Source organism: Limnohabitans radicicola (assembly GCF_014837235.1).
Classification (GTDB): Bacteria; Pseudomonadota; Gammaproteobacteria; order Burkholderiales; family Burkholderiaceae_C; genus Limnohabitans_A; species Limnohabitans_A radicicola.
In genome coordinates this window covers 360,720-383,438 of sequence record NZ_JACYFT010000002.1, presented here as the reverse complement: position 1 = coordinate 383,438, position 22,719 = coordinate 360,720, and the positions used below count along the sequence as shown (strand labels likewise).

Annotated in this window: 24 protein-coding genes and 1 tRNA gene; 12 read left to right on the top strand and 13 right to left on the bottom strand. The window is 61.6% G+C overall.

The annotated features are described in order from the left end of the window. Window positions 1-190: 190 nt before the first annotated feature. Genes IC609_RS09640 through IC609_RS09625 form a run of 4 tightly spaced genes read left to right on the top strand, consistent with a single transcriptional unit; the run spans window position 191 to window position 2,589 of the window. Window positions 191-418 carry a DUF6364 family protein gene (locus IC609_RS09640; protein ID WP_191819288.1) on the top strand — a complete coding sequence of 76 codons (228 nt, stop codon included), beginning with the start codon at window positions 191-193 and terminating at the stop codon, window positions 416-418. After that, a complete protein-coding gene (locus IC609_RS09635) occupies window positions 405-872 on the top strand; it encodes a PIN domain-containing protein (RefSeq protein ID WP_191819287.1) in 468 nt (155 codons plus the stop codon). Before IC609_RS09640 ends, IC609_RS09635 begins: the two co-directional genes overlap by 14 nt. A gap of 56 nt (window positions 873-928) precedes the next feature. Then, on the top strand, window positions 929-1,648 hold the full coding sequence (trmB, locus tag IC609_RS09630; RefSeq protein ID WP_191819286.1) for a tRNA (guanosine(46)-N7)-methyltransferase TrmB: 720 nt from the start codon (window positions 929-931) through the stop codon (window positions 1,646-1,648). A 23-nt stretch (window positions 1,649-1,671) separates the two neighbouring features. Further along, on the top strand, window positions 1,672-2,589 hold the full coding sequence (locus tag IC609_RS09625) for a pseudouridine synthase (RefSeq protein WP_191819285.1): 918 nt from the start codon (window positions 1,672-1,674) through the stop codon (window positions 2,587-2,589). An 11-nt stretch (window positions 2,590-2,600) separates the two neighbouring features. Here IC609_RS09625 and IC609_RS09620 read toward each other — a convergent pair whose 3' ends face one another. From IC609_RS09620 to alaS, 3 genes are all read right to left on the bottom strand, one after another. After that, entirely contained in the window at window positions 2,601-3,716 is a 1,116-nt protein-coding gene (locus IC609_RS09620; protein ID WP_191819284.1) for a transglutaminase-like domain-containing protein, read from the bottom strand. Between the two features lie 168 nt (window positions 3,717-3,884). Further along, complete coding sequence (locus IC609_RS09615) at window positions 3,885-4,370, bottom strand: TlpA family protein disulfide reductase (RefSeq protein WP_191819283.1); 486 nt, start codon at window positions 4,368-4,370, stop codon at window positions 3,885-3,887. 89 nt (window positions 4,371-4,459) lie between these two features. Further along, on the bottom strand, window positions 4,460-7,117 hold the full coding sequence (gene alaS / locus IC609_RS09610; protein WP_191819282.1) for an alanine--tRNA ligase: 2,658 nt from the start codon (window positions 7,115-7,117) through the stop codon (window positions 4,460-4,462). Between the two features lie 148 nt (window positions 7,118-7,265). Here alaS and IC609_RS09605 point away from each other — a divergent pair, with 148 nt between their 5' ends. The 3 genes from IC609_RS09605 (at window position 7,266) to IC609_RS09595 (ending at window position 9,700) form a co-directional block, all read left to right on the top strand. Further along, a complete protein-coding gene (locus IC609_RS09605) occupies window positions 7,266-8,747 on the top strand; it encodes an NAD-dependent succinate-semialdehyde dehydrogenase (protein WP_191819281.1) in 1,482 nt (493 codons plus the stop codon). Between the two features lie 13 nt (window positions 8,748-8,760). Beyond that, window positions 8,761-8,834: transfer RNA gene (locus IC609_RS09600), tRNA-Gly, on the top strand. Between the two features lie 62 nt (window positions 8,835-8,896). Next, window positions 8,897-9,700: a plasmid replication/partition related protein gene (locus IC609_RS09595; RefSeq protein ID WP_191819280.1), complete on the top strand. Its 804-nt coding sequence runs from the start codon at window positions 8,897-8,899 to the stop codon at window positions 9,698-9,700. 68 nt (window positions 9,701-9,768) lie between these two features. Here the strand turns inward: IC609_RS09595 and IC609_RS09590 are convergent, their stop codons facing one another. Next, entirely contained in the window at window positions 9,769-10,410 is a 642-nt protein-coding gene (locus IC609_RS09590; RefSeq protein ID WP_191819279.1) for a 3-oxoacid CoA-transferase subunit B, read from the bottom strand. A 1-nt stretch (window position 10,411) separates the two neighbouring features. Then, window positions 10,412-11,119 carry a CoA transferase subunit A gene (locus tag IC609_RS09585; protein WP_191819278.1) on the bottom strand — a complete coding sequence of 236 codons (708 nt, stop codon included), beginning with the start codon at window positions 11,117-11,119 and terminating at the stop codon, window positions 10,412-10,414. A 113-nt stretch (window positions 11,120-11,232) separates the two neighbouring features. Between IC609_RS09585 and IC609_RS09580 the strand changes: the two genes are divergently transcribed. Further along, on the top strand, window positions 11,233-11,799 hold the full coding sequence (locus IC609_RS09580) for a PAS and helix-turn-helix domain-containing protein (protein ID WP_191819277.1): 567 nt from the start codon (window positions 11,233-11,235) through the stop codon (window positions 11,797-11,799). A gap of 17 nt (window positions 11,800-11,816) precedes the next feature. On the opposite strand, the gene vapC is transcribed toward IC609_RS09580, so the two are convergent. The 5 genes from vapC to IC609_RS09555 form a co-directional block, all read right to left on the bottom strand. Then, window positions 11,817-12,239 (bottom strand): type II toxin-antitoxin system tRNA(fMet)-specific endonuclease VapC, encoded by a 423-nt coding sequence (gene vapC, locus IC609_RS09575; RefSeq protein ID WP_191819276.1) that lies wholly within the window; start codon window positions 12,237-12,239, stop codon window positions 11,817-11,819. Window positions 12,240-12,241: 2 nt separating this feature from the next. Beyond that, window positions 12,242-12,472 (bottom strand): antitoxin, encoded by a 231-nt coding sequence (locus IC609_RS09570; RefSeq protein ID WP_191819275.1) that lies wholly within the window; start codon window positions 12,470-12,472, stop codon window positions 12,242-12,244. 57 nt (window positions 12,473-12,529) lie between these two features. Continuing rightward, a complete protein-coding gene (locus IC609_RS09565) occupies window positions 12,530-14,860 on the bottom strand; it encodes an acyl-CoA dehydrogenase family protein (protein WP_191819274.1) in 2,331 nt (776 codons plus the stop codon). Window positions 14,861-14,917: 57 nt separating this feature from the next. Continuing rightward, entirely contained in the window at window positions 14,918-15,589 is a 672-nt protein-coding gene (locus IC609_RS09560; RefSeq protein ID WP_191819273.1) for a nitroreductase, read from the bottom strand. A gap of 98 nt (window positions 15,590-15,687) precedes the next feature. Beyond that, a complete protein-coding gene (locus IC609_RS09555; protein WP_191819272.1) occupies window positions 15,688-16,113 on the bottom strand; it encodes a carboxymuconolactone decarboxylase family protein in 426 nt (141 codons plus the stop codon). A gap of 57 nt (window positions 16,114-16,170) precedes the next feature. Here IC609_RS09555 and IC609_RS09550 point away from each other — a divergent pair, with 57 nt between their 5' ends. Next, window positions 16,171-16,764, top strand: coding sequence for a peroxidase-related enzyme (locus IC609_RS09550; protein ID WP_191819271.1), 594 nt, complete (start codon window positions 16,171-16,173; stop codon window positions 16,762-16,764). An 81-nt stretch (window positions 16,765-16,845) separates the two neighbouring features. Here the strand turns inward: IC609_RS09550 and IC609_RS09545 are convergent, their stop codons facing one another. Then, a complete protein-coding gene (locus tag IC609_RS09545; protein ID WP_225224104.1) occupies window positions 16,846-17,502 on the bottom strand; it encodes a TetR/AcrR family transcriptional regulator in 657 nt (218 codons plus the stop codon). A 101-nt stretch (window positions 17,503-17,603) separates the two neighbouring features. Between IC609_RS09545 and IC609_RS09540 the strand changes: the two genes are divergently transcribed. Beyond that, window positions 17,604-18,491, top strand: coding sequence for a metal-dependent hydrolase (locus tag IC609_RS09540; RefSeq protein WP_191819270.1), 888 nt, complete (start codon window positions 17,604-17,606; stop codon window positions 18,489-18,491). Between the two features lie 17 nt (window positions 18,492-18,508). Here the strand turns inward: IC609_RS09540 and IC609_RS09535 are convergent, their stop codons facing one another. Together IC609_RS09535 and IC609_RS09530 are read right to left on the bottom strand one after the other, a co-directional pair. Beyond that, window positions 18,509-18,931, bottom strand: a complete 423-nt coding sequence (locus IC609_RS09535) for an acyl-CoA thioesterase (RefSeq protein ID WP_191819269.1) — start codon at window positions 18,929-18,931, stop codon at window positions 18,509-18,511. Between the two features lie 8 nt (window positions 18,932-18,939). Further along, the gene (locus IC609_RS09530) at window positions 18,940-19,722 is read right to left on the bottom strand and encodes an SDR family oxidoreductase (RefSeq protein ID WP_191819268.1); all 783 of its coding nucleotides are present in this window, start codon (window positions 19,720-19,722) and stop codon (window positions 18,940-18,942) included. 135 nt (window positions 19,723-19,857) lie between these two features. On the opposite strand from IC609_RS09530, the gene IC609_RS09525 reads away from it, so the two are divergent. Beyond that, window positions 19,858-21,549, top strand: coding sequence for an electron transfer flavoprotein-ubiquinone oxidoreductase (locus tag IC609_RS09525; protein WP_191819267.1), 1,692 nt, complete (start codon window positions 19,858-19,860; stop codon window positions 21,547-21,549). A gap of 167 nt (window positions 21,550-21,716) precedes the next feature. After that, on the top strand, window positions 21,717-22,688 hold the full coding sequence (locus IC609_RS09520) for a TRAP transporter substrate-binding protein (protein ID WP_191819266.1): 972 nt from the start codon (window positions 21,717-21,719) through the stop codon (window positions 22,686-22,688). Window positions 22,689-22,719 lie beyond the last annotated feature (31 nt).

Genomic DNA, 22,719 nt, shown 5'->3' with positions numbered 1-22,719 from the left:
TGCTACGGCTGCGGGTCGCGTATCCAGGCGGCGATGGTAGATCAACACAGGCAAGCGCAACTGGTCGATGGCCTGTCTGGGCATGGCAATACCCTCTCTGAATGGATGACCATTGTCCACACCCCAGTCCATCATTTGCAGCCAGAATGCCAATCACACATAATATGTGCGATTAAAAAAGGAAAAAGTCATGAACATCACTTTGTCCGTCGACGAGCGCGTGGCCGAGGCGGCCCGTGAAGCGGCCCGGAAAATGGGCAAAAGCCTAAACCAGGCCGTGCGCGACTACCTGGAGCAACTGGCGGGTCAAGAAAGACAAACCACCGAATGGCAAGCCTGGGAGCAGCGCTGCCTGAGCGGCGGCGGTCGCCTCCAGGGCTGGAAGTTCGACCGGGACGCCGTCCATGATCGCGGCTGAACCCACACCCCCTTGGTCGCAGCTGTTGGCCCTGCCCAAGACACGCTGTTTCATCGACACCACCGTGCTGGTCTATGCCGACAGCACCGACGAGCCCCGCAAGCAGCGCATCGCCATCAATTTGCTCAGGCACTTGCGCTTTGAGCGTCTGGGTGTGCTGTCCACGCAGGTGCTCAATGAATACATCCAGGTCGGTCTGCGCAAGCTGGGCTTGCCGCATGAGCACCTGCGTGAGCAGCTGCATTGCTACCGCCAGCTGGACCTGTCTGCGGTGACACTGGAGACCGTGGACCTGGCGTTGGTGCTGCTCCAAAAACACAGCCTGAGCTACTGGGACGCCTTGATCGTTGCCAGCGCCCACATTGCAGGCTGCGCGGTGCTGCTGACCGAAGACATGGGCACTGGCGAAGTGTTGGCAGGGGTGCAGCTGATCAACCCGTTCGCAGCAGCCTGAGCCGGGCAGCAGACCCGCGATAATCGAAAGCTTTGCGAAACCCCTCCGATCCGTCCATGACCACGTCCGAACACACACCCGAAGCCCAGGCCGACGCGCCCTTCATGCGCACCATCAAGACCTATGTGCTGCGCGCCGGGCGAATGGGCTCGGGGCAAATTCGGGCGTTCGAGCAGTTCGGGCCGCAGTTCCTGATCCCCTACAGCGCTGAGCGCCTTGATGTGCAGGCCGCCTTTGGCCGGAATGCGCCGCTGATTCTGGAGATCGGTTTTGGCATGGGCGACGCCACGGCCAAAATCGCGCATGTGCGCCCGGGTGACAACTTCCTGTGCTGCGAAGTGCATGAACCGGGTGTGGGCGCCCTGCTCAAGCGCTGCGGCGAAGAAAGCATTGGCAACATCCGCATCGTGCAGCACGACGCGGTGGAGGTCATGGACCACATGCTGGGCGAAGACAGCCTGGACGGTGTGCACATCTTCTTTCCGGACCCTTGGCACAAAAGCCGCCACCACAAGCGCCGCCTGATCCAGTCGCCTTTCATCGAGCGGCTGGCCAAGCACATCCGAACCGGGGGCTACCTGCACCTGGCCACCGACTGGCAACCCTATGCCGAGCAAATGCTGCAAGTGCTCAGCGCCGAACCCATGCTGGCCAACACCAGCGACGCAGCCGATGGCTTTGCGGCCAAACCGGATTACCGACCCCTGACCAAGTTCGAAAACCGGGGGATCAAGCTCGGTCACGGCGTCTGGGATCTGGTGTTCCGCCGGGTTTGACCTCACTCGCCTGAGAAGCACGCATGGCCCGGCCGCCACGCAACCCCAACATCCCAATGCGCACGGGCGTGAGCCCGAGCATGGTGGCTTTGCCTGCAGGACACTGGCCCACCGTGCTGGATTTTCTGGCCGAGCGCTTGCCCGTGGTCACGCGGCAGGCTTGGGCTGAGCGCATCGCATCAGGCCAGGTACTCCAGGAAAACGGCCAACCGGTCGTGGAGGCCCAAGCCTACGCCAGCGGGCAGCGCCTGTACTACTACCGCAGCGTCGAAGACGAGCCCGAACTGCCAGAGCATGAAACCATCGTGTTCGAGGATGAACACCTGCTGGTGGCCGACAAGCCCCATTTCATGCCCGTCACCCCATCAGGCAAATACGTGCAGCAAAGCCTGCTGGTCAGGCTCAAGCGCCAAACCGGCTGCGCTGACCTGTCACCCATCCACCGCATCGACCGCGAAACCGCAGGTCTGGTGCTGCTGAGCAAACAGCCACAAGACCGCAACGCCTACCAGGCCCTGTTCCGTGATCGGCGCGTTCACAAGACCTACGAAGCGGTGGCCGCCCGACCCGCGGGTGCAATCCTGCCGCAGGTGCACCGCAGTCGGCTCGAAGAAGACGCATTGTTCTTTCGCATGCGTGAAGTGGCAGGCGAGCCCAACAGCGAAACCCACGTCCGCTTGCTGCGGGAAGCTGGCGAGCATGCACTCTATGAGCTGTCTCCGGTCACCGGCAAACGGCACCAGTTGAGGGTGCACATGCTGGCGCTGGGCACGCCCATCGAGAGCGACCAGTTCTACCCCAAGGTGCTCAAGGGGCCCGATGACGCAGAGGATTTCCGTCAGCCATTGCAGCTGCTCGCCCGCAGCGTGACCTTCACCGACCCGGTCACGGGTCAGTCACGGCACTTCACGAGCGAGCGGAATCTGCGCATCCGTCCCTGACACGGCCTGGATCAGCCGATGATTTCCTTGGCGGAAATCGTGTACTTGAAGCTGTCCGGCGCGTAGGAATCCACACGCCCCTCACTGGTTTCGGCCACCGGGTACATCAGGAAGTTGAGCATGCCCTCTTTGGCGCCAGGCAGCTTCAGGTCGTGGGCGGTGTTCCAGCCCAGCCAGTTGCCTTCCCAGCCGCCAAACAAATGCTTGTAGACGGGAGCGACGACGCCATGGCTGGTGCTCTTGAGCCATTCGGGCGTTTCCAGTCGCATGACCTTGGCCACATCGGCCGGGTCCATCGCCACCCAACCGTGGGCTTGCAGGTAGACCTCGGCGCGGCAGTGCTGCGCACCCTTGAGGCTGGCCGGGTTGCCTGACAGCTCCTTGTAGCCAAAGGCCGAGGGCACCAGGCGGATGCCGTACACATCGCGTGCGGGCACGCCCACCGAACGGCACAGGCCCACGAAAAGCGCGTTGATGTCGGCACACTTGCCGCCCAGGTTGCCCGTCTCCAGCATGGTCTTGATGTCGCCCTCACCGCAGCCGCGCACCTTGGGCTCGCGCCAGGCGTTGGCGACCACCCAGTCGTAAATGGCCCGCGCTTTGTCAGCGTCGGTCTTGGCCCCTTGTGTGGCCTTCAACGCCGTCTGGCGCACGATGCCATCGACGGGCAACAAGGCCGTGGCACGGGTGTAGTGGCGCAGGGTGGCAGCGTCTTCGCGCTGAAAGGCGCGTGCGGGGGTCGTCAAATCAGCCCGGTTGCGGGTGCGCACACGGCTGGTGATTTCCACCACCGGCTTCACACCATCCGCAAATTCAGCGAAGAGCACGCGCGCGCCTTCCACACCGTCGCTGAGCATGCGGGCGCTGCCATTGCTCTGGTAGCTGCTCTCCAGCGATTGCTGCCAGTCGGTGTTGATGCTGGGCACAGGCAACCACACGCGTGTGGGACCGACAGGATCGGCCAACTCCACACGGGTGGTGATGTCGAAAGTGCGCCACTGGCCTGGCAGGGGCTCAAAGCGGCGATCGGTGGAAGTTGAGGTCTGGGCACGCAACACGGCGGGCGCGGCGATGAGCGCGCCCAGCGAGGCGCCCCCTTTGAGCAAGGAACGGCGAACGGGGATCATGTCTGGAACTCCGGTATTTGACGAAAGACCTGTCGGCACATGCAAGGCGAGATTCCGTATCGGAAACCGCCAATGCCCCGAAGGCAGGTCACCGGGCGCGGTGCGCCGGGCACCGTGATTATCCGGCATCCCGGTTGGGGCGCTGACCGGATCAGCCCCCGAGCGCGCTCAGGGCCGTGCGCTGGACAGTGAATTCAGCCAGCGGTCCGCCTCTGCCCCGGTCCAGTCCACCTCACCCTGGATGCGCCAGCGCACGCGGCCATCAGGCCCGATCAAAAAGGTGGTCGGGTACACGCTCACGCCCCAGCGCCGCGCCAGATCGCCTTGCGGATCCAGCGCCACCGGAAAACCGATGCCCGTGGCTTGAACGTAGCGTTTCACATGGCTGGCGGTCTCGCGGACATTCACGCCCATGACCACCGGCTCACCGCCGCCCAACTCGTGCAGGGTTTGCAGCGAGGGCATTTCTTCCTTGCAGGGGGCGCACCAGGTGGCCCAAAAGTTGAGCACCACGGTTCGCCCTTTGAGGCGCTCATTCGTCCAGCGCTGGCCCTGCAGGTCCATCAGGTCAATGACCGGACTGGCTTGCGCGGACGGCCATGGGGTTTTCTGGAACTGCGCATGGGCGGCCAGTGGCAAGCACGACAGCAGCACAGCGACTTGTAGGAACGGCGCCCTCGCCGCGAAAAGCCTTGCAAACCATCGCCGCGTGGGCGCGGCTCCTACAGAAAGCAGCATGCGCGTCAGACGCGCTCGGCCACCCAGGCCTGCACGCTGGCCAAGGCCGCAGGCAGTGCCGCTGCGTTGGTGCCACCGGCCATGGCCATGTCGGGCTTGCCGCCGCCTTTGCCGCCCACTTGGCCCGCCACAAAGCTGGCCAGCTCGCCCGCCTTGACTTTGCCGGTGGTGTCAGCGGTCACGCCTGCGGCGATCTGCACTTTCTCACCGTCCACAGCAGTCAAGACGATCACGGCCGTCTTGATCTTGTCCTTGAGCTTGTCCATGGTGTCGCGCAGGGTCTTGGCGTCGGCACCTTCGAGCGTGGCCACCAACAGCTGGACGCCTTTGACGTCCACCGCTTGCTTCATCAACTCGTCGCCTTGGGCCGAGGCCAGCTTGCCTTTGGCGGCAGCCAATTCTTTTTCCATGGCTTTTTTCTCAATGAGAAGAGATTCAACTGCTGCCGCAATAGATGCCCCTGATGCTGGGACTTTCAGTAATTTGGCGACTGCCTTGATGCCACCCAGTTCTTGGTCAATGCTCGCAAGCGCACGAGGTCCAGTTATGGCTTCAATGCGACGGACACCCGCTGCAACACCTGACTCTGAGAGCACCTTGAAAACACCAATCTCACCTGTGGCATTGACGTGTGTACCTCCACACAGTTCACGGCTTGTACCGATGTCAAGCACACGCACATTCTCACCATACTTCTCACCAAACAACATCATGGCACCAGTTTTCTGGGCGCTTTCGATGTCCATCACTCGTGCGTGTGTCGGACGGTTTGCAATGATTTCAGAGTTGACGATTTCTTCTATTCGCTCAATTTCAGCGTCAGTCAACGGTGCGTTGTGCGCAAAGTCAAAACGGGTGCGCTCGGCATTCACCAGCGAGCCCTTTTGCTGCACATGGCTGCCCAGCACTTCGCGCAGGGCCTTGTGCATCAGGTGGGTGGCGCTGTGGTTGCGCACGGTGGCGGCACGCATGGCCGTATCCACATGGGCTTGCACCGCATCGCCCACTTTCAGGCTACCGGTCTTCAATTCACCATGATGACCAAACACATCGGCCTTGATCTTGAGCGTGTCGGCCACATTGAACTGGCCGCCCGCGTTGTGGATCATGCCCTGGTCGCCCACTTGACCACCCGACTCGGCATAAAACGGGGTCGTGTCCAACACCACCACGCCCGCTTGGCCTGCTTTCAACTCGGTCACGGCATTGCCATCGGCGTACAGGGCCAGCACTTTGGCGTTGGCCGTCAGGTCTTCATAGCCCACAAAATCGTTGCCCGCGCCGCTGTAGTCCAGCGCCTTGTCCATCTTGAACTTGCCAGCTGCCCGGGCCTGGGCTTTTTGCTTTTCCATGGCCACGGCAAAACCAGCTTCGTCCACAGACAGGTCACGCTCGCGGCAAACGTCGGCCGACAGGTCCAGCGGGAAGCCGTAGGTGTCGTGGAGCTTGAAAGCCACCTCGCCGGGCAAGACCTTCACGCCGCCTTCGAGGGCCGCGTCCAAAATCTGCATGCCGCTTTGCAGCGTCTCAAAGAAACGCTCTTCTTCGATGCGCAAGATGTCGGTGATGCGGTCGGCCTGATTGGCCAAGTTGGGGTAAGCCGCCCCCATGAGCTCGACCAGATCGGGCACCAGCTTGTGGAAGAAAGGCGACTTCTTGCCGAGTTTGTAGCCATGGCGGATGGCACGGCGCACGATGCGGCGCTGCACGTAGCCACGGCCTTCGTTGCTGGGCACCACGCCGTCGCTCACCAAAAACGCGGTGGCGCGGATGTGATCGGCAATCACGCGCAGGGACTTATTGCTGAGATCAGTGCAGCCGGTTTCACGTGCAGCAGCCTTGATCAGCGCGTCAAAGATGTCGATCTCGTAGTTGCTGTGCACGTGCTGCAAGATGGCGGCCAGGCGTTCCAGGCCCATGCCGGTGTCCACGCAAGGTGCGGGCAGCGGCGTGACCGAACCGTCTTCGTGCATGTTGAACTGCATGAACACGTTGTTCCAGATCTCGATGAAGCGGTCGCCGTCTTCTTCGGGGCTGCCGGGTGGGCCGCCGGGGATGTGCGGGCCGTGGTCGTAGAAAATTTCAGAACAAGGGCCGCAGGGACCGGTGTCGGCCATCATCCAGAAGTTGTCGGACTTGTAGCGGCCGCCTTTGTTGTCGCCGATGCGGATGATGCGGGTTTCCTGCACGATACGCTCACGGGTCCAGCCCGCTTTGACAAAAATGTCTTCCCAAATACCATAGGCCTCATCGTCTTCGAGGTACACCGTGGCGTACAGCTTGTCGGCAGGCAGCTTGTAGACCTCGGTCAGCAGTTCCCACGCCCATTGCAGCGACTCGCGCTTGAAGTAGTCGCCGAACGACCAGTTGCCCAGCATCTCGAAGAAGGTGTGGTGGCGAGCGGTGTAGCCCACGTTTTCCAGATCGTTGTGCTTGCCTCCCGCGCGCAGGCAGGCCTGCACGGACGCGGCGCGCACATAACTGCGCTTGTCAGAGCCCAGGAACACGTCCTTGAACTGGACCATGCCCGAGTTGGTGAACATCAGGGTCGGGTCGTTGCCCGGCACCAGGGGGCTGGAGGCCACCACGGTGTGCCCCTTGGACGCGAAAAAGTCCAGAAAGGTCTTGCGGATGTCGGCAACGGAAATGACGGATTGGCTCATGTTTTTGTCTGCTTGAAGTGCAACCGGCCATTATAAGTTTCACCCCGGCTCAGGGTTGTCTCGGTGACAGCCAGCGGCGGCCCCCTGCGATAAGCTCCAAAGCATGGCACAATTTATTTAACAGGTTAAATAATTTCAGGAGACCCCCATGGACATGAAGACATCCCCCCTCGCCCAGCTGAACGACCCCAGCCTGCTCAAGACCGATGCCCTGATCAATGGGCAGTGGGTCGCGGGCACCCAACGCTTTGCCGTGACCGACCCGGCCACCGGCGCGCATCTGGCCGATGTGGCCAACCTGGGCCCTGCCGAAGCCGAACAGGCGATTGCCGCCGCCAACGCCGCCTGGCCCGCCTGGAAAGCCAAGACCGCCAAAGAGCGCAGCACCATCCTGCGCAAGTGGTACGACCTGCTGATGGCCAACCAGGACGACCTGGGCCGCATCATGACCGCCGAGCAAGGCAAGCCCCTGCCCGAAGCCAAGGGCGAAGTGGCCTATGGCGCCAGCTTCGTCGAGTGGTTTGCCGAAGAAGCCAAGCGCATCAATGGCGAGACCCTGCCCCAGTTTGACAACAACCGCCGCTTGTTGGTCCTGCGCCAACCCATTGGCGTTTGCGCAGCCATCACGCCCTGGAACTTCCCGCTGGCCATGATCACCCGCAAAGTCGCGCCTGCTTTGGCCGCAGGCTGCCCGGTCATCATCAAGCCCGCCGAACTGACCCCGCTCACCGCCCTGGCTGCGGCCGAGCTGGCCATCCGCGCAGGCATTCCGGCTGGCGTGCTGAACATGGTCACTGCCGACAGCGACAACTCGATCGCCGTGGGCAAAGTGCTGTGCGCGAGCGACGTGGTTCGCCACATCAGCTTCACCGGCTCCACTGAGGTCGGCCGCATCTTGATGGCACAGTCGGCCCCCACAGTCAAAAAAATGTCGCTCGAGCTGGGCGGCAACGCGCCCTTCATCGTGTTTGAAGACGCCGACATCGACAGCGCGGTCGAAGGTGCGTTTGCCAGCAAGTACCGCAACGCGGGCCAGACATGCGTGTGCTCCAACCGCATTTATGTGCAAGAAGCCGTCTACGAAGAGTTCGCGACCAAGTTCGCTGCCAAGGTCAAAACCGCCGCCAAGGTCGGCAACGGCTTTGCCGAAGGCGTGAACCAGGGCCCGCTGATCGAGCCTGCGGCGCTGGACAAGGTCGAGCGCCACGTGAAAGACGCCATCGCCAAAGGCGGCCGCGTGCTGGTGGGCGGCAAGCGCCTGGACGGCCAGTTCTTCGAGCCGACCGTGATCGCCGATGCAACGGCCGACATGGTCTGCGCCAAGGAAGAAACCTTTGGCCCGTTTGCACCGATCTTCAAGTTCAAGACCGAGCAAGAAGCGGTTGACGCGGCCAACAACACCGAGTTTGGTCTGGCCAGCTACTTCTACAGCCGCGATGTGGGCCGCATCTTCCGCGTGAGCGAAGCACTCGAGTACGGCATGGTCGGCATCAACGTGGGCATCCTGGCCACAGAGCATGTGCCTTTTGGCGGCGTCAAGCAGTCGGGCCTGGGCCGCGAAGGCTCCAGCCACGGCATCGAAGACTATGTGGAACTCAAATACCTCTGCATGGGCGACATCCTGAAGTAAACTCCACACCTTCGCGGGTGTCGTTCAATGGTAGGACTCTTGCTTCCCAAGCAAATAACGTGGGTTCGATTCCCATCACCCGCTCCAGCTTTCATGCCAACTCAAAGAAGGCCCCGCAAGGGGCCTTCGGCATTTGGACCCCAGCGCCCATGAACATCACCGTCAACAAAGACCTCCAAGCCTACATCGACCCCTTGACGCCAGACGAGCATGCGGCACTGGAGCGCAGCATTCTGGCCGAAGGCTGCCGCGATGCGCTGGTGCTGTGGGGCGATGTGCTGGTGGACGGCCACAACCGCTACGGCATCTGCCAAAAGCATGGCCTGCCCTTTCAGACGGTGCAGAACACGCGTTTTCAATCGATGGAAGACGTGCACTTGTGGATGATCGACCAGCACCTGGGGCGGCGCAGCGTATCGGACTTCCAGCGCGGTGTGCTGGCTTTGCGCAAACGCGAAATTCTGGCCGAGCGCCGTGCACAAGCGGCTGCGGCGGCCAGTGCGACCGACGCCCCCGAAGCACCAGCCGTGGATGCGAGCGACAACGCCATCCGCGGCGAAGGCAACCCGCTCAAGAACCGCTCGGACATTGCCAAGGCCGCGCGCCTGAGCAGCAGCCAGGTGATGAACATCGAAAAAATCCAGAAGCAAGCCGCGCCCGAGCTGGTGGCTGCCGTGAAAGCGGGCACGATCTCCATCAACGCCGCCGCTGCCGTGGCCATACTGCCCGCCGAAGAGCAAAAACAAGCGGCTCTGGGCGGCAAGGACGAGCTCAAACAAGCGGCTAAAAAAGTCCGCGAAGTCATCCGCAAAGCAGCCAAAGAAGATGCGCCAGAAGCCCAGGCCTCGCAGGGCGACGAAGTGCGCCAGCTGCAAGAGCGCGTGGCCGCGCTGACCGCCGAAAACCTTGCCCTGCGCGAGCGCGTGGCAGAGCTCGAAGCGCAATTGCACTGAACACGGCGTTCAACGCCATGAAAAAGGCCCCTCGCGGGGCCTTTGGTTTTTCAGGGCACGCGCGCCGATCAGAAGATCAGCTTCACACCCGTCTTGGCCTGCAACGCCTCGGGCGTCACGCCCGGGGCCAGCTCGACGACCTTGAGGCCCGCGTCGGTCACGTCCATCACCGCCAGGTCGGTGATGATGCGGTCGACCACGCCCTTGCCGGTCAGTGGCAGTGTGCACTCGGGCAGGATCTTCAGGTCTTCGGTGCCGTCTTTTTTCTTGGCCACATGTTCCATCAAGATGATCACGCGCTTGACGCCTGCAACCAGGTCCATCGCGCCGCCCATGCCCTTGACCATCTTGCCGGGGATCATCCAGTTGGCCAGATCGCCCTTGTCGGTCACCTGCATCGCGCCCAGGATGGAGAGGTTGATCTTGCCGCCACGGATCATGGCAAACGACTGCTCGCTGCCAAAAATCGACGAGCCTTTGATGGTCGTCACCGTCTGCTTGCCCGCGTTGATCAGGTCGGCGTCGACTTCTTCCTCAATCGGAAATGGCCCAATGCCCAGCATGCCGTTTTCACTTTGCAGCCAGACTTCCTTGTCGGCGGGCACAAAGTTGGCCACCAGCGTGGGGATGCCGATGCCCAGGTTCACATAGAAACCGTCTTCCAGTTCGTGGGCCGCACGGGCGGCCATTTGGTCTTGACTCCAGCTCATATCAGACTCCCGCCTTTTCAGTGATGGTGCGTTTTTCGATGCGCTTTTCAGGGTGCTTGTTCAGCACGATGCGGTGCACATAAATGCCGGGCAGGTGCACGCTGTCGGGGTGCATATCGCCGGTTTCCACAATCTCTTCGACCTCGACCACGCAGACCTTGCCCGCCATGGCCACAGCGGGGTTGAAGTTGCGCGAGGTGTAACGGAACTGCAGGTTGCCGGACTTGTCGGCGCGGTGCGCCTTGACCAGCGACACATCGGGCACCAGCGAACGCTCCATCACATAGGTCTCGCCGTCGAATTCGCGCAGCTCTTTGCCCTCGGCCACCAGGGTGCCCACGCCCGTCTTGGTGAAGAAAGCCGGGATGCCCGCGCCGCCCGCACGCAGCTTCTCGGCCAGCGTGCCCTGCGGGGTGAATTCCAGGGCCAGCTCGCCCGCCAGGTATTGGCGCTCGAACTCCTTGTTCTCACCCACGTAGGACGAGATCATCTTTTTGATCTGGCGGGTCTGCAGCAACAAACCCAGACCAAAGTCGTCCACGCCCGCGTTGTTGGAAATCGCGGTCAGGTTTTGCACGCCGCTGTCGCGCAACGCAGCGATCAGGGCTTCAGGGATGCCACACAGGCCAAAACCGCCCACACCAATGAGTTGCCCGTCAGCCACGATGCCCTTGAGGGCTTCGGCTGCGGAAGGAAAAATCTTGTTCACGCCAATCTCCAGACAGTGGATGAAAACGCTACGATACTACGTATTCGGATACGTAGTTTTTCGTAATGGTGAGTCCGTAGACCGGCTCCCGGGCATTGTCACAGGAACGCCTCATGAACTCAGCCCATGAAATTGATTACCGCCTGGCTTTCGACCTGGCCCCGATCGGCATGGTGCTCTCGCGCAACCGCACCATGGTCGACTGCAACCAGCGCGTGTGCGAAATGTTTGGCGTGCCCCGCGAACAACTGATCGGCCAGACCTTCCAGCTGCTCTACCCCAGCGCCGACGAGTACGAGCGCACCGGCCAGCGCATCACGCCCATCCTGAACGCCAAGGGCGTGTACGCCGACGACCGTGTGATGAAGCGGGTGGACGGCCGCTTCAAAGGCGAGACTTTCTGGTGCCACGTGACGGGCCGAGCGCTCAACCGCGACGCTCCGCACGAAGCAGGCATCTGGACCTTTGAAGACCTTTCGGCCCGCAAACCCGTCAAAGCCGAACTCACCGCCCGCGAACGCGAGGTCGCCGCCCACCTGATGGATGGCCTGACCAGCAAAGAGATTGGCAAAGCTCTGGGCATCAGCCACCGCACGGTGGAAATTTACCGCGTCAAGCTGATGCGCAAATACCAGGCTTCAGGGGCGGCGGATCTGATTCAGAAGCTGGTGCGGGGGTGAGCCCACATCGAGTGAAGTCAATCTGCTAGCGCCCAATTTTCGACCCGCAAACCCGGCACACGCTCGAACTCCCGGGTATTGTTGGTGACCAAAGTCCAGTCCTCTGCCAAGGCGTGGGCAGCTAGCCACAAGTCGTTGTTGCCAATCGGCAAGCCCTGCCGTTGCAAGATCGCGCGGATATTTCCATAGTGCTCTGCGGCAGCCATGGGCAAAGCACTCGGGCGAATCATCTGAACCAACTGGTCCAAGGTCGCCAAAGCACGATCACGGAATTGGCTTTTTTCTGCGCCAAAACGCAGCTCCCCCACCGTGATGGTCGACATGGCCAGCGTCTGCAGCGGCTGCTTTTCAAAACGGTGGCGTACGGCCAGTGGCTGGCCTTTGGCAATGTAGATGCAAATGTTGGTGTCCAACAGATAGCGTTGGGCTCCAATGGCCATGGTCAAAACCCCTCGCGTTCTTGCGGCGGAGTGTCTTGTCTGCCTTCTGCCATAAAGTCGGCGGGCAAACTGCTCAACAGATCAAAAACGGCAGCGGCATGGGAAGGCACTTGCCGCAAAACGATGTCATTGCCCTGTCGAAAAATTTCAACCTGGTCTGCATCAAATCGAAACTCTTTTGGCAGACGAACTGCTTGGCTGTTGCCTGATTGAAAAATACGAGCCAATGTCATTCGCGCCTCCCAACTCGATGTATCTACAACCAGTATATACATTCCACCAGAATGCGTCTACCCCTCTGAACGGATCGTGAATGCCGCCACCCTACGCAGATGCTGCGCCACCCCGCCAAACTGCTGCTCGATCACTGTCAGCCGCTTGAAGCCATGGCCCACAGCCAGCTCGTCGGTCATGCCCATGCCGCCGTGCAACTGCACCGCGCCCTGCCCCACCAACCGTGCCGCACGCAGCACCGTCACATGGGCCGATGACACCCGCTCGGCACGGCGCTCGGGGCTGTCGCCCAGCACATCGGCACAAGCGCCCACCGCTGCCGCGGCTTGCACCAAGGCCAGGTACATGTCGGCCATGCGGTGTTGCAACGCCTGGAAAGCCGCCAGGGGCTGCCCAAACTGTTTGCGCTGGCTGGTGTAGTTGAGCGTGTCGCGCATCAAGGCCTGCATCACGCCCACGGCCTCGGCACCTGCGGCCAGGGTGGCCGTGTCCCAAGCTTGCGAGAGCGCGGCCAGTGCGTCACCCTGGCCGATGAGGGCTTGCACGGGCGTTTGATCAAACGCCAACTCAGCTGCCCAAGCGCCGTCGATCAGTCGCACATCCCGCCGCTGCACACCGCTGGCTGCAGGATCGAGCAGACAGATGCGCAGTTGGCCCGCCTCGTCTCGTGCGCTCACCAGCCAGTGTGTGGCCCCGGGCGCGCCGCGCACCAGGGCTTTGCGCCCGCTGATGCGCCACTGGCCGTTCGCGTTGTGCAAACGGATCTGCACCCGGCTCAAGTCCGTGCGCCCTGCGGGCTCCAAGGCCGCCACGGCCAAGCGCACTTGGCCCTCGGCCAGGCCTTGCAGCAGCGCATCGGCCGCAGGGTCAGCCAGCGCCTGCAGCAAGTTGGCACCCAACACGGCGGAGCTGCTGTAGGGCTCGGCCACCAAAGCCGCCCCCAGGGCCTGGCAGATCAGCAGCTGCTCGGGCAAACCACCGCCCATGCCACCCAAGTGTTCAGGCAGCGCTGCACCCAAGAGGCCCAGCTCGTGCGCCAAACCTTGCCACAGCGGCCCAATCGCCTCTGGCGTGGCGATCATCTGCGCGCGTTTGTCAAACGGCCATTTGTCTTGCAGCCAGCCTTGCAGGCTGGCCACGAGCATGGTCTGCGTCTCGTCCAGCGGCAGCACAGGCTCCACCACCTCGGCGCCCAGCACGTGGCGGGCGATCAGGTTGCGCTGGACTTCGTTGGTGCCGCCGTAAATCGACGCGGCGCGGTCGTTCAAATAGGCCCGCGTCGCAAACACCGATTCTTCGGGCACAGGCAGTGCGTGGGCAGTGGCCTCCTCGATGGTCAAGCTGGTGGCGCCATAGGCGCCTGCGATGTCCAGGCCCAGCTCGGTCAGGTGTTGCTTGAGCTCGGTCGCCAGCACCTTGCCCATGGACGGCGCAGCCGGCATCCAGCAAGGTTGCGTGCCGCCGCCGATGCGGGCGGTCAGCACCTGCTGTTCCCAAGCGTGCAAGGCGTCGATGCGGCACTGCGCGTTGGCCAAGGTCAAAGCAATGTCTTCGTGCTCGTGGCCAGACGGTCCTGATGAGGCAAACGCTTCGTTCAGGGACTCTTTCAGCCGCGCAAGTCGACCCCGCAAGAACGGCGCAGACGAGCCGCCCCGCTCGTGCTCCAGCAAAAATTTGGCAATCGTCCAGCCCTGGTTTTCTTCGCCGATCAGGGCGTCAGCGGGCACACGGGCCTCGTCAAAAAAGACCTGGTTGAATTCGTGGTCGCCCGAGATGCTGATGATCGGCCGGATCTGGATGCCGGGGTTGTTCAGCTCGAACATCAAAAAGCTGATGCCTTGCTGGGGCTTGCCGCTGTTGTCGGTGCGTACCAGGCAGAACATGTGCGTGGCGCGGTGGGCGTGGGTGGTCCAGATTTTGGAGCCGTTGATCACCCACTCCTTGCCTTCGCGGCGGGCACGGCATTGCAGCGATGCCAAGTCGGAACCCGACCCAGGCTCGCTGTAACCCTGACACCAGTAACTCACGCCGTTCCGGATGTCGGGGAGCCAACGCTCTTTTTGGGCCTGCGTGCCAAACGCCACCAGCACGGGCGCGGCCATCACCAGCCCCAGGGGCGAAACTTTGGGGGCGTCGGCGGCCGACATCTCGCTGGCAAAAATGTCATGTTGCCTGGGCGTCCAGCCGCAGCCACCCCATTCCACCGGCCAGTGCGGCGCAGCCCAGCCGCGCTTGGCCAAGACCCGCTGCCAGGGGATGCCAACCTCGTAGTCTGAAAAAATGCCCGAGGTGCGATGTCCACCCAGGCGAATTTCGTCGGTCAACTCGGTCGCCAAAAAGGCGCGCACTTCGTCACGAAAGGCCAGTTCGTCTTTGCTCAAGTTCATGGGGTCTTCACTCAAAGAATCGGTCGCCACCGCCTGATGGCCACAGGATAGAAACGATCAGAAGCCGACGTAACGCACAAAGTTGGCGGCGTCTTCGCGCACCGACTTCACGCTGTTGGCCACAAAGTCTTCGTCCGGGTAGCCCATGGCGATGCAGATCATGATGTTCTGGTCATCTGGGATGCCCGCGTGCTCACGCACCACGGCCGACTGCATGATGCCTTGGCCGTTGATCACGCTGCCCAGGCCGCGCTCCCACGCAGCCAGCACCAGCGCATGCGACAAAGCGCCCAGGTCAAACTGGCTGATGGCCGCAGGTTCGAGGTATTTGTCATAGGTCAGCACCAGCGAGACCGGCGCGTCAAACTGCCGAAAGCCGCGCATCACCCAGTCGGTGCGCCGCTCTTTGTCGTCGCGGGCAATGCCCATGGCGTCGAACAGCTGGATGGCGATGTCCACCTGGCGCTTGCGGTGGATGCCCTCGTAGGCCTCTTTCATCGGAAAGTCGCGCTTGGGCGGCACGCCCTTGACCATGTTCTCGGTGTTGCCCCGGCGAATGCGCTCCAGCGGCTCGCCCGTGACCACATGCACATGCCAGGGCTGGGTGTTCATCGACGATGGTGCCCATTTGGCCACCTCGATGATCTCTTCGATCACCTCGCGTGGCACGGGTTTGGGCAGGTAGCCGCGAACGCTTTTTCGGGCCTTGATGAGTTCTGAAAATTCCATGGGTTTGGTCTCCTCATCCGAGAATCGGTGAAAAGCCCAAACCCGTCAATGCGGCCCTGTTGCCTTCGTTACTCGCCCCGCCCGCAGATCAACATCGCTCAGGCCAAGGACTCGACCACCTCGGTGACGGTGCGAAAAGCGTCGATGGCCGTGGGAAAGCCGCAGTACACGGTGGCGTGCAGCATCACTTCGCGCAACTCTTCGGGCGTCGCGCCGTTATTGATCGCGCCGCGCACATGGGCTTTGAGTTCATGCTGCTTGCCCTGGGCCGTGAGCATGGCCACGGTGATCAGGCTGCGGGTTTTCAGGTCCAGGCCAGGGCGCTGCCAGACGTTGCCCCAGGCGTTGCGGGTGATGAACTCCTGCATCGGCATGGTGAAGTCGGTGGCGGCGCCCAGGGCGCGGTCGACGTATTCTGGACCCATGACCTGGGTGCGGGTGGTCAGGCCCGCCTGGAAGGCGGCGTCATCGGGGCGGGCCTCGCGGGCTTGCTCGATGGGTGTACGTGCGGGTGTGTTGGACATGACAGGCTCCTTTAAGTGTCATGAGCATAATCAAAAGCAACCCAAACTGGAGACACCATGAGCACACGCTACCCTGCCCCCGAAATCAAGGACCTGCCTGAAGACATCCAAGCCAAGGTGCTGGAGGTGCAGGAAAAAGCCGGTTTTGTGCCCAATGTGTTTCTGGCCTTTGCCCGCCGCCCGGCCGAGTGGCGCGCTTTTTTTGCTTACCACGACGCGCTGATGGTGCCCGAGTCGGTGGGGCGCGAAAGCGGCCTCACCAAAGGCGAGCGCGAGATGATCGTGACCACCACCAGTGCGGCCAACCACTGTCTGTATTGCGTGGTGGCGCATGGCGCCATCTTGCGCATCTACGAGAAGAAACCGCTGGTGGCCGACCAGGTGGCCATCAACCACCGCAAGGCCGACATCAGCCCACGCCAGCGCGCCATGCTCGACTTTGCGATGAAGGTCTGCCAGCACTCCGACCAGGTGGAAGACGCCGACTTTGCCGCCCTGCACGCGCACGGCTTCAACGACGAGGACATCTGGGACATAGCGGCCATCACCGCCTTCTTTGGCCTCTCCAACCGCATGGCCAGCTTCAGCGGCATGATGCCCAACCCCGAGTTCTACCTGATGGGCCGCGCCCCCAAAGCCAAACCCGCCTGACCGTCCATGTGGGAGTGGCGCCCCCGCCGCGAAAATGTCCCCGCAGACCACCAACCATCGCCCCGGGGCGGGGGCCCAACATCACTTGCGCGCCAGCAAGGCCCAGGCCATCTGTACCAGCGCGTCTTCGAGAGCCGCACTGCCCAAGAGCGGCGACTTTTCAAGGCTGGCGCTGCGCAGGGTGCCGATCACCGAGCGGCTGAGCACAAACAACTGGGCGGTTGTGGGGGTGGGCAATGCCGGGTGGTGGATGCGTTCAAAAAAGATGGCCAGCCGATCAGACACCTGCCGCACCACGCTGGCGGTTTCCTGCGGCTGCTCCAGCGACCAGCCCAGGCGGATCAAGCTTTGCGTAAAGCCCTTGCCGGTGGCAAAGCCCTGCAGCAGGATGCGGATCGCCTGGCGCAGCAGGTCCTGCGGGTCCATCTGCGCCACATCGGGCCGCAACTCCAGCGCCGCCAGGTATTGCTCCAGGGCCTGCAGCACCATGTCCTGGCCTTTGGCCGCCATGGCGCGCAGCAGCACCTCTTTGCTGGGAAAGTACTGGTAGAGCGTGCCGATTGAGAACCCAGCAGCGGCCGCGACCTTGTTGGTGCTCAAACCGGCTTCGCCGTCCTTGTCCAAAATCTGAGCAGCCGCCTTGAACAGGGTCTGGATGGTTTGTTGTGCCCGGGCCTGCGTGGGCTCGCGCCGCACGCCTGGCTTGGCTTCTGGCTTGATTTTGGGTTTGGCTGTCAACGTTTTGGGCCTCCGAAATAATCTGAGCGGATTGCGAGTTGCGCACGCCTTCAGAATCTGAATAATTCTCACATTCTGACTTATTTTTCCGAGCAGTCGCCATGAACTCCAGCACACACGCACCGACCGACCTGACAGTTCGCCGTCTGATGATCGATTTGTCGAAAGGCTTTTCGCGCCACTGGAACGGGGGCGACGCCTTCATGACCGCTTACGCCAATGCCTTGTCCATGAGCTTTCCGGTGGGTGAGCAGTTTTTCATCGACGCGGTCAAGCACGGCGCGCAGGCCTTGCCCGACACGACCGAGAACGCCGACCTGAAAGGCGTGGTCAAGGGCTTCATCGGACAAGAAGCGACACACCGCCATTTGCACGGCCTGTACAACGCGCACCTGGAAAAACAAGGCCTTGTGAACCACTGGGGCCCACGCTCCCTCAAGCGCCTTGAACGTGGCCGCCGCATGCTGTTCGAGAAAAGCGACAAAGGTTACATGCACGAGCTGGCCATGACAGCCGCTTTCGAGCACTACACCTCGATTTTTGGGGACCTGACGCTCGAGCGCCTGGACCAGCCCGGTGACTGGTTTGCCGGGGCCGAGGAGCCTCTGAAAACCCTCTGGCGCTGGCATGCGGCTGAGGAGTCCGAGCACAAATGCGTGGCGTTTGACCTGTACCAACGGCTGGGCGGCAACCACGCCTGGCGCATGCGCTGGTTCTGGTACGTGACGTTCCAGTTCGCCACCGACGTGGCTCGACAAACCATCAACAACCTTTGGCACGACAAAACGCTGTTCAAACCATCCACCTGGTGGTCGGCCGGCAAGTTTCTGTTCGGTCGCCATGGCATGGTCTGGCGCGTGGCCAAACCCGTCTGGGCTTACACCCGCAAGGACTTCCACCCGCTGCAGGTGGGCCACCCGACCCAAGCCCACGACTGGCTGACACACCATGCCGACCAGTGGTCGGCCGTCGGCTCAGCCAAAGCCTGATCGGCGGTTCAGCCCAGTCAAGCCGTGACCAGCTCCCGCACCCAATCGGGCAGTGGCACTGATTTCTGCTTGGGAAAGTCCACCCAGATGGTGGTGGCTCCGCCTGCAGCAAAAACCACCCCGGGCTGATCGGTGCGCTCCAGCGTGCACCAACTCTCGAACGTGGTGCGCCCTGGATCACTCACATACATCTTGGCCAGAATGTCGCCCGGGTATTCGAACTGTTTGTAGAAATTGCAGAATGCATTGACGATCACCGGGCCCTCACCCAGGGGGTTGAGGTCAAAACCGATCGTGTCAAACCAGTCGATGCGGATCGTCTCCAGGTAGCGGAAATACACCGTGTTGTTGACGTGGCCCATGGCGTCCATGTCACCCCAGCGGATCGGAATGACCAACTCATGGACCCATTTTTTGCGCTCGGGCAGCTCCAGCTTCATGGCCCACCTCAGACCGCAAAGCCATCGTCGGCTGCGATCACCGCACCGTTGATGAAATGGCTCTGGTCACTGGCCAGCATGACCAGCAAGGCGTCCAGGTCCTGAGGCTGCCCCACACGCTTGCGCGGCAGCATCTGGATGAGTTTCTGCCCCTGCTCGGTCTGCCAGTGGTGGTGGTTGATCTCGGTGTCGATGTAGCCCGGGCAAATGGCGTTGACGTTGATGCCGAACTTGCCCCACTCCACCGCAAAAGCCTTGGTCATCTGCACCACCGCGGCCTTGCTCATGCAGTACACGCCGATCTGCGGCAGCACCTTGAGGCCCGCCATTGAGGCGATGTTGATGATGCGCCCACCTGTGAAGCTGCCGGGCGCTGCCCCTTTGGCGCGGGCCAGCATGCGCTTACCCACTTCCTGCGCCACAAAAAAGGCGCCCCGCACATTGGTGTCGAACACGAAGTCGTAATCTTCTTCTGTGACGTCCTGGATGCGCTGAGTGGTGCTCACGCCCGAGTTGTTCACCAGAATGTCGATGCTGCCCATCTCGGTTTCGGCATGCGCCACGGCCGCAGCAATGCTGGCTTTATCGGTCACATCGAGCGCCACCACGTGGGCGTTGCCACCGCTGGCTTCAATCTCTGCGCGCAGGTCCTTGAGCTTGTCGACACGGCGGCTGGCCAGGACCACGCCAGCCCCAGCGTTGGCCAATGTGCGGGCAAATTGAGCGCCCAAACCACTGGAAGCACCGGTGACAAAGGCCACGCGGCCCGACAAATCGATTTCGTACGCCATGAATCACCCCTTTTCGATATTGAAAGACTCTGTCGCGATTGTGCGACGGAACGTTTTTCAACCCGCATAAAATGAGTCGCGAGCCAGACAGCCCTTGGGCTTGGCGCTGTACCCTATCACCAGGATAAGACATTCATGAGCCCTCAAGACATTCTGAATACTTACGGTCCCCGCGAAGCCATGGAATACGACGTGGTCGTGGTCGGTGGCGGCCCCGGCGGCTTGTCGACCGCCATCCGCCTCAAGCAGCTGGCCGCTAAAAAAGGCCAGGACGTGTCGGTGGTGGTGCTCGAAAAAGGCGGTGAGCCTGGCGCGCACATCCTCTCTGGTGCCATCATGGACCCCAAGGCCCTGACCGAACTCTTCCCCGACTGGAAGGCGCTGGGCGCACCGCTCAACCAGCCCGTGACCGACGATGCCTGGAGCTTCCTGTCCGAGACCGGCGCGACCCGCACCCCTGGCATCTTTTTGCCCGAATGCGCGCAGAACCACGGCAACTACATCATCAGCCTCTCCAACTTCACCCGCTGGCTGGCCCAGCAAGCCGAGAACCTGGGCGTGGAAATTTTCCCCGGCTTCACGGCGGCTGAAGTGCTCTACAACGAAGACGGCTCCGTCAAAGGCGTGGCCACCGGCAACATGGGTGTGGGCAAAGACGGCGAGCCCACCGAGAACTTCCAGCTGGGCATGGAACTGCACGCCAAGTACACCGTGTTCGCCGAGGGCGCGCGCGGCCACCTGGGCAAGCAGCTGATCGCCAAATACAAGCTCGACGAAGGCCGCGACCCACAGACCTACGGCATTGGCATCAAGGAAGTCTGGGAAATCGACCCTTCACGCCACACCCCTGGCTTTGTCATGCACACCGCGGGCTGGCCCATGAAGAACGACACTTATGGCGGCGCGTTCATGTACCACATGGAAGACAACAAGGTCGCCATCGGCTACGTGGTTGGCCTGGACTATGCCAATCCCTGGCTGAGCCCATTCGAGGAATTCCAGCGCTGGAAGACCCACAACAACATCAAGTGGTACTTCACCAACGATCAAGGCGAAGTCAATGCCAAGCGCATCGGTTATGGCGCACGCGCCATCACCGCCGGTGGCCTGATGAGCCTGCCCAAGACCGTGTTCCCGGGCGGTGCGCTGGTCGGCTGTGACGCGGGTTACCTCAACGTCAGCCGCATCAAGGGCAGCCACGCCGCCATCAAGACCGGCATGCTGGCCGCCGAAGCCGCCTACGACGCCATCGTGGCGGGCCGCCAGCACGACGAACTCACGGCCTATCCCGAGGCTTTTGAAGCCAGCTGGCTTTACGCAGAGCTGAACAAGTCGCGCAACTTCAAGACCTGGTTCAAGAAGGGCCTCACAGTGGCCACGCTGATGAACGGCTTCGAGCAATTCGTGTTGCGCGGCCACATCCCGTGGACGCTGCGCAGGGACAAGGCCGACCACACCTACCTCAAGCCAGCCGCCGAGTGCGAAAAAATCGAGTACCCCAAACCCGATGGCAAGCTGACCTTTGACCGCTTGAGCAGCGTGTTCATCAGCAACACCAACCACGAGGAAAACCAGCCTGCCCACCTGACGCTCAAAGATGCGTCTGTACCTGTGGGCATCAATCTGGCCAAGTTCGCAGGCCCAGAGAGCCGCTACTGCCCTGCTGGCGTGTACGAGTTCGTCAAGAACGAAGACAACAGCGACCGCCTGCAGATCAATGCGCAAAACTGCGTGCACTGCAAGACCTGCGACATCAAGGACCCGACCCAGAACATCGTCTGGGTCACGCCCGAAGGCGGCGGCGGCCCGAACTACTCGGGCATGTAAATCTCCCAAGAGGCCCTCGTGGCCTCTTTTTTTACGCCATGAGTCTCTTTCGCATCACACCCTCGCGAAAACCCTTATTGGCGAGACGCGATGGACGCTGATAATTAAATTTGTATGACAAGTTGAGTTCGCTCGGCTTCATCGCTTTTTCTAACTGGAGACTTTCAATGAAACTGAACAAACTGGTGCTGGGCATGGGCTTGGCTTTGGGCCTGATGAGCGCAGCTTCTGCGCAAACGGTTCTCAAACTCGGTTACGCCACGGCAGCCTCTTCGCACTATGGCGTGGGCTCCACCGTGTTCTGTGATGAAATTGAAAAAGGCACGCAAGGCCGCTACAAATGCCAGCAGTTCCCTGCCAGCGCCTTGGGCGGTGAGCGCGAAATGATCGAAGCTGTGCAACTTGGCACACTGGATTTGGTCAACACCTCCACGGGCCCTGTGGGCAATTTCGTGCCCGAAGTGAAGATCGTGGACATTCCCTTCCTGTTCCGTGACTACGACCATGCCCGCAAAGTGATGGATGGCCCGATTGGACAGGACATCCTGACCAAATTCCCCTCCAAGGGTCTGGTCGCCCTGTCGTGGACCGAGAACGGTTTCCGCCACATGACCAACAACAAGCACCCGATCGTCAAACCCGCAGATGCTTCAGGCTTGAAAATGCGCACCATGGAAAACAAGGTGCACATGGACGGCTACAAGACCTTTGGCATCCAGCCCACGCCCATGGCCTTCCCTGAAGTGTTTGGCGCCTTGCAGCAAGGCACCGTGGACGGTCAGGAAAACCCGATCCCCGTGATCCTGGCCTCCAAGTTCTCGCAAGTGCAGAAGTACCTGTCGCTGACCGGCCACGTGTACTCGCCTGGTTTGCTGATCACCTCACCCCGTCTGATGAACAAACTCTCAGATGCGGACAAGAAGGTCTTTTACGAAGCAGCGCAAAAAGCCAAAGTCGCTCAACGCAAAAAGGTCAATGAGGATGAAAACAACGGCATTGCCCAACTCGAAAAGGACGGCATGAGCGTGGTTCGCAAGGTGGATGGCCAAGCCTTCCGCGATGCCCTGGTGCCCGCATATGTGGCCTACTCCAAGGAGTTTGGTGCTGACAACATCCGCAAGATCCAGGAAGTCCGCTGACTTTCCGACTTGACAGGACAGGCCTGTGCCG